At 68.8% G+C, this 6,512-nt stretch carries 8 protein-coding genes; 5 read left to right on the top strand and 3 right to left on the bottom strand.

Features of this window, described 5'->3' with window-relative positions:
• Nucleotides 1-631: dioxygenase family protein (locus ABF401_RS08635; RefSeq protein WP_502908206.1), on the bottom strand; the 631-nt coding region annotated here is incomplete at its 3' end.
• 190 nt (nt 632-821) lie between these two features.
• On the opposite strand from ABF401_RS08635, the gene ABF401_RS08630 reads away from it, so the two are divergent.
• The 5 genes from ABF401_RS08630 to ABF401_RS08610 all read left to right on the top strand — a co-directional run bounded on the left by ABF401_RS08630 (nt 822) and on the right by ABF401_RS08610 (nt 5,118).
• A complete protein-coding gene (locus tag ABF401_RS08630; RefSeq protein WP_353509136.1) occupies nt 822-1,790 on the top strand; it encodes an ABC transporter substrate-binding protein in 969 nt (322 codons plus the stop codon).
• Nucleotides 1,791-1,792: 2 nt separating this feature from the next.
• Nucleotides 1,793-2,608: an ABC transporter permease gene (locus ABF401_RS08625; protein WP_353509135.1), complete on the top strand. Its 816-nt coding sequence runs from the start codon at nt 1,793-1,795 to the stop codon at nt 2,606-2,608.
• A complete protein-coding gene (locus ABF401_RS08620) occupies nt 2,608-3,381 on the top strand; it encodes an ABC transporter permease (RefSeq protein ID WP_353509134.1) in 774 nt (257 codons plus the stop codon). Before ABF401_RS08625 ends, ABF401_RS08620 begins: the two co-directional genes overlap by 1 nt.
• 73 nt (nt 3,382-3,454) lie before the next feature.
• A complete protein-coding gene (locus ABF401_RS08615; protein ID WP_353509137.1) occupies nt 3,455-4,276 on the top strand; it encodes an ABC transporter ATP-binding protein in 822 nt (273 codons plus the stop codon).
• Complete coding sequence (locus ABF401_RS08610) at nt 4,273-5,118, top strand: IclR family transcriptional regulator domain-containing protein (RefSeq protein ID WP_353509133.1); 846 nt, start codon at nt 4,273-4,275, stop codon at nt 5,116-5,118. Before ABF401_RS08615 ends, ABF401_RS08610 begins: the two co-directional genes overlap by 4 nt.
• Before the next feature lie 144 nt (nt 5,119-5,262).
• Here the strand turns inward: ABF401_RS08610 and rplA are convergent, their stop codons facing one another.
• Both rplA and rplK read right to left on the bottom strand, forming a co-directional pair.
• Complete coding sequence (rplA, locus tag ABF401_RS08605) at nt 5,263-5,982, bottom strand: 50S ribosomal protein L1 (RefSeq protein WP_353509132.1); 720 nt, start codon at nt 5,980-5,982, stop codon at nt 5,263-5,265.
• 161 nt (nt 5,983-6,143) lie between these two features.
• On the bottom strand, nt 6,144-6,512 hold a 369-nt coding region (gene rplK / locus ABF401_RS08600), incomplete at its 5' end, for a 50S ribosomal protein L11 (protein ID WP_353509131.1).

Here is a 6,512-nt window from a genome sequence, read left to right as displayed (position 1 = left end):
GGTCGAGGGCGAAGAGCGGGTCCCCCGGAAAGTACAGCTGCGTGATCATGCGCTGCGTGAACTCGGTCCCGAACAGGGAGAAGTGCACGTGGGCGGGCCGCCAGGCGTTGCGGTGGTTGCGCCAGGGATACGGACCCGGCTTGATCGTGAGGAACGAGTACGACCCGTCCTCGCCGGTGATGGCGCGGCCGACCCCGGTGAAGTTGGGGTCGATCGGGGCCGGGTGTTGATCCCGCTTGTGGATGTAGCGACCGGCGGCGTTGGCCTGCCAGATCTCGACGAGCTGCCCACGGACCGGGCGGCCGTCCCCGTCGAGGACGCGCCCGGTGATCCGGATGCGCTCACCGATGGGCTCGCCACCGTGTTGGATGGTCAGGTCGGCCTCGAGCGGGTCGACATCGAGGTGGCCGAACACGGGCGCGGCGAGCTCGATCGCCTCGGGGTCGGCATGGCACAGGTCCTTGGTGGGGTGTCGGAGCACTGAGCTGCGATACGGGGCGAAGTCGAGACGGGGCTGCGTCAGCGCGCGCCCGTCCTCCGACGCGTGAATCGAGGCGATCTCGGCGCTGATCGCTCGCTGCGACGCCGGCTCCGGAGCGGTCTGCCGCCCAGGGGGGAACTCTTCGCCCACGCTCTCCTCCTCTTGCGCGCGCCTCCAGTCGAAAGGTAACAGGGCGTTCGCATCAAGTACAAGGGTGCGCACAGCGCACAGGCGTGCCCGAAATCGACCGTTCGCGCATTGACGTTTGTATTTCGACGGGAGATAGTGTCCGTGTAATGAACATCCGTTCGTTCTGCGAACACCAGTCAATGGAGACCCGATGCGAGCAACTCTCAAGGCAGCGGCGGCCGCCGCCCTCACCGCCGTCCTCCTGGCCGCGTGCGGGTCGAGTGAGACCCCCCAGCCTGGTGGCACCGGAAACGCTGCGCCGGACGACGTCAAGGTCGGCGTCATTCCCATCGTCGACGTCGCTCCGCTCTACCTCGGGATCAAGCAGGGCTTCTTCTCGGATCGAAACATGAACGTGACGACGGAGGTCGGCCAGGGCGGCGCCGCCATCGTGCCCGGGGTCGTCAGCGGTCAGTTCCAGTTCGGCTTCAGCAACGTGACCTCGCTCATCATCGCCCGGTCCAAGGGCGTGCCGCTCAAGATCGTTGCCGCGGGCAACTCCTCCACCGGTGAGGCCGGCAAGGACTTCAGCGAGGTCGTGGTGAAGGCCGACAGCCCGATCCAGTCGGCCAAGGACCTCGCCGGGAAGACGGTCGCCATCAACACCCTGAAGAACATCGGCGACACCACGGTCCGCCAGTCCATCACCAAGGCCGGCGGCGACCCCGCCGCCGTCAAGTTCGTCGAACTGCCCTTCCCCGACATGCCGGCCGCGCTCCAGGAGGGCCGGGTCGACGCCGTGTGGGTGGTCGAGCCCTTCGTCACCATTGCCAAGGACCAGGGCGCGCGGATCATCGCCTCCAACCTCGTCGACACCTCGCCGGACACGCAGATCGCCGCGTACTTCACGAGCGAGCAGCTCAAGCAGCAGAACCCCGACCTCGTCAAGCGCTTCACCGAGGCGATGAACGAGTCCCTGGATTACGCGGCGGCGAACCCGGACGCGGTTCGTGCGGTGCTCGCCGACTACACGAAGATCGACAAGGACGTCGCCAACCGGCTCGTCCTGCCGAAGTTCCCCACCGAGATCAACAAGACCAGCCTGGAGCTCCTGGCAACCCTCGCTGCGCAGGAGAAGCTGACCGACTCCAAGCTCGACATCGCGCAGCTGCTGCCCTGACCATGACCTCCCTCGCTCCGGCCGCGAGCGCAGCCCGTCGGCGGGGGCGTCGAGTCCCCGCCGGCGTGCTCGGCGTGCTCGGCCTGCTCACGCTCGTCGTCGTCCTCGAACTGGTGCCCCGCACCGGTCTCGTCGACGAGCGCTACCTCCCGCCGTTCAGCTCGATGGCCTCGGCCCTCGGCGACCAGCTGGGCACGCCCGCCTTCTGGACGGCCCTGCTGGCGACGTTGCGCGGCTGGGCCATCGGGCTGGCCATCGCCATGGTCGCGGGGGTGGTGCTGGGGCTGCTCATCGGCAGCATCCCCGTCGTCCGGGCCGCGACGAACTCGACGATCGAGTTCCTCCGGCCCATCCCCTCCGTCGCCCTCATCCCGCTGACCGTCCTCCTCTACGGCACCGACATGAAGTCGACCCTCATCCTCGTCGTCTATGCCACCTTCTGGCAGGTGCTGCTCCAGGTGCTCTACGGTGTCCGCGACGTCGATCCAGTGGCCCGGGAGACGGCGAAGTCCTACCGGTTCCGGCCTCTGACCACGATCCGCACGGTGACCTGGCCGACGGCCCTGCCCTACGTCATGACCGGCTTCCGCCTCGGCGCCGCGGTGGCCCTCATCCTCGAGATCACCGGAGAGCTCATCATCGGTACGCCTGGCCTCGGCAAGGAGATCGCCGTCGCCCAGTCGTCGGGCGCTGTCGCATCGATGTATGCGCTCGTCATCGTCACGGGGTTCATCGGCGTGGTCGTCAACCTCATCGCACGTGCGGGAGAGCGCCACGTGCTGCGCTGGCATCCCGCCGTCCGGGCGGAGGTGGCCTGATGGGCCCGCTCAAGAAGGTGCTGCTCGCGCTCGGCCTGCCCATCGTCCTCGTCGTGACCTGGTGGACCGTCACCTCGAGCAGCACGAGCTTCTTCTGGCCGCCGCTGCGCGACATCCTCGGCACGATGAAGGAGACGTGGTTCCCGGACCGGCTCGCTCAGGACGTCCTCCCGAGCCTGCTCCGGCTCGGCACCGGCTACCTGCTCGCCGTCGTCCTCGGCGTCGGCCTCGGCGTCGCGATCGGTCTCAACCGGGGCCTCCGTGCGTTCGTCGAGCCGGTGCTCGAGTTCTTCCGGGCGATCCCGCCGCCGGTGCTCGTGCCGATCCTCATCCTGTTCGCCGGGATCGGCAACGGGATGAAGGTGCTGGTCATCGTGTCCGGGTGCATCTGGCCCGTCCTGCTCAACACGGTCGAAGGAGTCCGAGGTCTCGACGAGGTGCTGCGCGACACCTCCACGGTCTACCGGCTCACGCGGCTCGGACGCCTGCGCCACCTCGTCCTGCGCGGCGCCAGCCCGCAGATCTTCGCGGGCGCTCGTCAGTCCCTGTCGATCGGCATCATCCTCATGGTGATCAGCGAGATGTTCGCCGCGAGCAACGGCATCGGCTTCACCATCGTCCAGTTCCAGCGAACCTTCGCGATCCCCCAGATGTGGAGCGGGATCATCCTGCTCGGCCTCATCGGCGTCCTGCTCGCGCTCGTCTTCCGCGCCGTGGAGGGCCGGGCGCTGCGGTGGTACATCGGCCTTCGTGCGGCCCAACGAGGAGAATGACATGGCGACCACCCAGACCGAGCGACGCTCACGGGTCGATGACAGGAACGACATGACTGACAGGACGAGTGAGATGACGAGCCCGCCCATCCTCGACGTCCGGGGAGTCAAGAAGGTCTACGAGGGCACGTCGCGCACCGTCGAGGCGGTCCGGGACCTCACCTTCAGCATCGAGTCCGGCGAGCTCGCCTGCATCGTCGGACCGTCCGGCGCGGGCAAGACGACGCTGCTCAAGATCATCGCCGGACTGCTCGACCCGACCGATGGCGAGGTCGTCCTCGAGGGCGAGCGCGTCAGCGGCACGCCGGCCGGCATGGCCGTCGTCTTCCAGGAGTACGGTCGCAGCCTCTTCCCGTGGATGACGGTGTGGCAGAACGTCGAGCTGCCACTGAAGGAGAAGAAGGTGCCCGCCGCCGAGCGGAGGCGACTCGTCGAGGCGGCCCTCGAGGCGGTGGGGCTCTCCGACGTCCCGGCCGCGCACCCGTGGCAGCTCTCCGGTGGCATGCAGCAGCGGGTGGCCATCGCCCGCGCGGTCGCCTACGAGCCGCACATCCTGCTCATGGACGAGCCGTTCGCGGCCGTCGACGCCCAGACGCGGGCCGACCTCGAGGACCTCGTTCGATCGCTCTGGCGGCGGCTCGGGGTCACGGTCCTGTTCGTCACTCACGACATCGACGAGTCGGTCTACCTCGGCCAGCGCGTCATCGTGCTGTCCAGCTCGCCGACGGTCGTCATGGCCGATGTCGCCATCGACCTTCCCGACGACCGGGACCAGCTGACGACCCGCTCGGCACCGCGGTTCGCCGAGCTCCGCTCGCAGGTGTACGAGCTCATCCAGCAGGCCAAGCGCGGGCACCGACCCGCTGCCGCCACGGTCTCCGGCACCGAGTCGTGAGCCGGGAACCCGGAGCCGTCGACGTGGACAGCCCGCCCACCCCACGCGAGGCGGACGGCCCGGCACACACGCCGCCCCCGCGTTCGGCCGACTTCGTCCAGTCCCTGGAGCGCGGCCTCGCGGTGATCAAGGCCTTCGACGCGAACGACCCGGCACTGACCCTGTCCGACGTCGCCCGCAAGACCGGCCTGACCCGTGCCGCCGCGCGGCGCTTCCTGCACACGCTCGAGCAGCTCGGCTACGTCCGGAGCGACGGCCGCCTCTTCTCGCTGCGGCCCCGCGTCCTCGAGCTCGGCTACGCCTACCTGTCCGGGCAGACCCTTCCCGAGGTGGCGCGGCCGCACATGGAGAGCTACACCGCCCGGGTCCACGAGTCGACGTCGATCTCCGTCCTCGACGGCGACGACATCGTCTACATCGCGCGGGTCGAGGCCAAGCGGATCATGCGGGTCGCGATCACCGTCGGAACGCGCCTGCCGGCCTACGCGACGTCGATGGGCCGGGTCCTGCTCGCGCATGCGTCCCAGGACTGGCTCGACGACTACCTCGCCCGGGTCGAGCTCGTCCAGGCCACCCCCCAGACCGTCTCCACCCGGGCCGACCTTGCGGCGGTTCTCGCGCAGGTCCGCGCGGAGGGCCATGCCCTCGTCGACCAGGAGCTCGAGATCGGCCTGCGCTCCCTCGCCGTGCCGATCCACGCGCCATCGGGCCAGACGCTTGCCGCCATGAACACCTCGACCGACGCCAGGCGGGGGACACCGCAGGACGTGCTCACCGAGCTGCTGCCCGTGCTGCGCGAGACGGCCGAGGCGATCGAGGCCGACCTCCGCGTCAACGCCTGACCCAGCGACCTTCGAGAGCCCGCCCGAACGGGACGCACGATGCTCGGTGAAGCGAGCTCAGCGGCATACGGCAGCAATGGGGAGAGCCCGCCACCAACGGGGGGTGACGGGCTCTCTCGGAACGCTCCGGGACGGTCGCCAGGCTCAGGCCTGAGCGTCCTCCTCGACGAGCAGGTTGCGCGTCTTGCTGTAGTCGAGCGGGATGCCGGGACCCATCGTCGTGCTGATGGTGGCCTTCTCGATGTAGCGGCCCTTCGAGCTCGCCGGCTTGAGACGGAGGATCTCGTCGAGGGCGGCGGCGTAGTTCTCGACGAGCGACTTCTCGTCGAAGGACGCCTTGCCGATGATGAAGTGGAGGTTCGCGTGCTTGTCGACGCGGAACTCGATCTTGCCGCCCTTGATGTCGGTGACGGCCTTGGCGACGTCCATCGTCACGGTTCCGGTCTTCGGGTTCGGCATGAGCCCGCGCGGACCGAGGACCTTGCCGAGGCGGCCGACCTTGCCCATGAGATCGGGCGTCGCGACGACGGCGTCGAAGTCGAGCCAGCCGCCGGTGACCTTCTCGATCATGTCGTCAGAGCCGACGTAGTCGGCGCCGGCCTCACGTGCGGCCTCGGCCTTGTCACCGTTGGCGAAGACGAGGACGCGCGCCGTCTTGCCCGTGCCGTGCGGCAGGTTGACGGTGCCGCGGACGGCCTGGTCGGCCTTGCGCGGGTCGACCCCGAGGCGGAAGGCGACCTCGACCGTCTCGTCGTACTTCGCCTTGGCCGTCTGCTTGGCGACGCGGACGGCCTCGAGGGGTGCGTAGAGCTTGCCGGGCGTGATCAGCTCGGCAGCTGCGCGGTAGTTCTTGCTGCGCTTCATTGGTGCTCCTTGGTTGGTGCGGTGGAGTCGTGGTGCGGGGCCAGCGCCGGCCCTCCCACTGCCCAAACAGCATGTCGTATGCCGCTGGGCTCGGTTCCCGGGTCGCCCGCCCTCCCGCGAGGGCGGGCGCTACCGAGAGTTTCGCTGAGGTCTGGTCCGAGTCAGAGCTCGGTCTCGACACCCATCGAGCGAGCGGTGCCGGCGATGATGCGCGCGGCCATCTCCTCGTCGTTGGCGTTGAGGTCCTCCATCTTCATCCGGGCGATCTCGAGGACCTGGTCCCGGGAGAGCTTGGCGACCTTGGTCTTGTGGGGCTCGCCCGAGCCCTTCTGCACACCGGCTGCCTTCTTGATCAGCTCGGCGGCCGGGGGCGTCTTGGTGACGAACGTGAACGAGCGGTCCTCGTAGACCGTGATCTCGACCGGGATGACGTTGCCACGCTGGTTCTCCGTCGCGGCGTTGTACGCCTTGACGAACTCCATGATGTTGACGCCGTGCTGACCCAGGGCCGGGCCGACGGGCGGCGCCGG

Origin of the sequence: Intrasporangium sp. (genome assembly GCF_040414665.1) — a bacterium.
Lineage (GTDB): Bacteria > Actinomycetota > Actinomycetes > Actinomycetales > Dermatophilaceae > Intrasporangium.
The sequence above is the reverse complement of the archived record's forward strand: the minus strand, read 5'-3'. Positions and strand labels throughout refer to the sequence as shown.

Bases quoted from the DNA above. Each gene is read 5' to 3' on its own strand.
- ABF401_RS08615 (WP_353509137.1), top strand. From the start codon at position 3,455: ATGACGAGCCCGCCCATCCTCGACGTCCGGGGAGTCAAGAAGGTCTAC.
- rplA (WP_353509132.1), bottom strand. From the start codon at position 5,982: ATGAAGCGCAGCAAGAACTACCGCGCAGCTGCCGAGCTGATCACGCCC.
- ABF401_RS08620 (WP_353509134.1), top strand. From the start codon at position 2,608: ATGGGCCCGCTCAAGAAGGTGCTGCTCGCGCTCGGCCTGCCCATCGTC.
- ABF401_RS08625 (WP_353509135.1), top strand. From the start codon at position 1,793: ATGACCTCCCTCGCTCCGGCCGCGAGCGCAGCCCGTCGGCGGGGGCGT.
- ABF401_RS08630 (WP_353509136.1), top strand. From the start codon at position 822: ATGCGAGCAACTCTCAAGGCAGCGGCGGCCGCCGCCCTCACCGCCGTC.